The organism is Pseudomonadales bacterium, from assembly GCA_013215025.1.
Taxonomy (GTDB): Bacteria; Pseudomonadota; Gammaproteobacteria; order Pseudomonadales; family DT-91; genus DT-91.
In genome coordinates, this window is record JABSRR010000244.1 from 1 (window position 1) to 2962 (window position 2962).

Here is a 2962-nt window from a genome sequence, read left to right on the forward strand (position 1 = left end):
CGTTAGTTGTGGCGAGCCCATCAGGCAGTGAATGATTATGAATACTTACCGCAATTTTCTTCTGAGCTTCAGCGCTACCATTTACCATTCTTGTTTGCGTGCTTGTGTCTATGCATTGTTAAGGATTTGCGCCTTGGTTGGTATTTCTTTAACTGTTAGGCGAAGCAAGCCTACATGCATGGCTTGGTCCGTATTGGTCATAACACTTTTTATCAGTGCCTGTGATAGTTCTTATGAGTCATCCCGCGTGCCCAACTCGAATGCTGAGAATATTGAAGCGTCCGTCGAACCAATCGAACCAATCGAACCAATCGAACCAGACAATCAAAAACCTATTGATTCGGTTATTCCTCCTGTTAACGAACCCGAATTAGCTGAGTGTGAGGCAGGCTTTTACGGTGCAACCTGTCAGGCCGTCACTGCACAATGCATTAACGGCAGTATCGATGATGGTCGCGAGGGCAGTGGTGGCTGCAACTGTTTGCCGGGCTGGGGTGGTGATAATTGCGAGCGTCTTGCTGCATATCTTAGTTTCAGCCATCAAGAAGAAGAAAGCTGTGTGCTAGAAATCAATGGTGATGTCGTTTGCTGGTCGCGAGGTGGCGACCCGTCAATGATGTTTACCGAGACCGAAATAAAGCGATTAGATTATCCGACTACGCTGTTAACAGCCAGTGAATATCAAGAACTAAAGCTGGGTGAAGATCATGGCTGTGCCATTGATGCAGCACAGCAATTAATTTGCTGGGGACGAAATATGATCGGTGAGCTAGGTCGAGGTGAAACAAGCAAGGCGTCTTTACTGCCTGCGCCTGTGGTAGGTGGTGCTGAACGTTGGCAAAAATTTGCTCCTGGTGGTGGCCATACCTGCGCGATTGGTACCGACCAAAGCCTTTGGTGTTGGGGTGCTAATCGATATGGTCAGCTGGGTAATGGTAGCTTTAGTGATTTTGAAGCGAGCCCGCAGCCTGTTGGTGTTGGCCAGCGTTGGATTGATGTGGCTACAGGTGATGACGTTTCTTATGCGATTCGTGCTGATGGCAGCTTATGGAGTTGGGGTAATAACGGTGATGCTGCCTTGGGAAGTGCTTTTTATGCTGACAACCAAAATCTGCCGGTGAAATTTTCAGAGCCAAGCGATTGGTTAATGTTGATTGCAACCGAAGAGCAAGAGGGTGGCTGTGCGCTTAAAACTGATCGTTCCCTGTGGTGCTGGGGCCGGAATGATGATGGTCAATTAGGTTCAGGAGATAGGGATGATTTGCTAATGCCAACCGAAATTTTACCAGGGGTTCAGTGGATGCATTTTACGATGAGTGAAGACTTTGCTTGTGGTGTAAAAATGGATGGTAGTTTGTGGTGCGTTGGCAAAAATAATTATGGGCAATTAGGCCAAGGCACGGTTGGTGATGAAAGTGTCGTATTTTTACAGGTAGAATCAGATACCGATTGGGCTGCAGTTTTTACCTCAAATAATCATGGTTATGCGATTAAGCAAAACGGCGAAATTTATGCCCTAGGTAGAGACGCAGGCGGTTTTGGGCCTTTACAAACGTCGACGCCACAGCCGGTTATTGAAGGAGACGACTTTACTGACATAGTCGTTAACTTGACTGATAGTTATTATTGGCAATTTAACCCATCGCATTTTGCCTGCGGAGTAACCAGCAATGGTGAACTCAAGTGTTGGGGTACTTATACCGACAACCCATCAGAATTTAAGACTGTTAAAAGATCACAAGCCACTATTGTAGAGAATGTAGATGCGATCGATCAGATTGCTATGGGTGCTCAGCTTTGCGTTATTACGCAGGCTGAAACCGTAGAGTGCAGTCAAGCATACCATTACCGGGATGATTTACGTCAAGTGTTAGAGGAAGGGGGAATGGATTTTGAGGTTTGGCAAACTATTCATTTTCCTGATGATGTCGGCACGCCGGTAGATATTGCGGCTGGCGATAATCATGCCTGTGCGATTTTTAATCAGGGTGAGGAAAATTCATTATGGTGTTGGGGGGATAACACTTACGGTCAGCTAGGTATTAATAGTTATGCAGAGCATTTGTCGCCGGTGCAGGTGATCAATACATCGGGTAAGTGGTCAAAGGTGTTCGCATTATTTAATACCACGTGTGCAATACAACAGTCGGGAGCGGCGTTTTGCTGGGGTATAAACGGTAGTGCAGAACCTGAATTGGTTGATGCGAGTGCAATGGATTCAAATTGGTCGTCATTGTCGATAGGTTATAGCAATACTTGTGGCATTAAAAGCGACGGTAGCCTGTGGTGCTGGGGTTATTCAAGTGGGATTATAGACAGCGATACTTATAGCCCCGTGCTTATTGCCGAGGCGGGTTCGGATGTTGCAGAAGTAAGTGTTGGTTTTGATCATGCCTGCGTAGTTAAAACAGACAGCAGCATATGGTGCTGGGGAGAAAATAGTTCTGGACAAACCGGTAATAAGGATAAAGAATCAACAGCGTTTAGCCAGGAATCGAGCTTTGCTAACGATTGGATTAAAGTTGAAGTTGGTTTCGATTATAGCTGTGCGATAAAAGCTGATAATCGAGGAGCTTATTGCTGGGGAGATTCTGAAAATGGCAAGCTTGGGGCAAATTTTTATTGGGTGTCTTCGCCAAGGCAAATCTATCCATCCTTATTGTTAGACAGGCACTAAGAATTGTAAATGTAAGCTCTATATATGTTTTATGCGCTGATGATTTTTATAATTGACCTTAAGAGTGAGTTTTGCGAAAGATTTTATCTGGTTATTGCTAGTATATAGCTAGCGCTAAGCTTTAAAAATAAAAGGCCACCGTAGTGGTCTTTTTTATTGAATAAAATAAATAACTAAATTTATTGTGTTTTATTTATAGTAATAGTCATTATTAAGTCTAACAAAATTATTATATATATTTGTTAAGACATTTTTTTTCGAATTTTTTGAGAAAATAAGGTGTAA

Annotated in this window: 1 protein-coding gene; it reads left to right on the plus strand. The window is 43.8% G+C overall.

The genetic code is table 11. The features are described from left to right. The first annotated feature begins 178 nt into the window (after positions 1–178). Positions 179–2677: a hypothetical protein gene (locus HRU21_12455; protein ID NRA43101.1), complete on the plus strand. Its 2499-nt coding sequence runs from the start codon at positions 179–181 to the stop codon at positions 2675–2677. Positions 2678–2962: the final 285 nt, after the last annotated feature.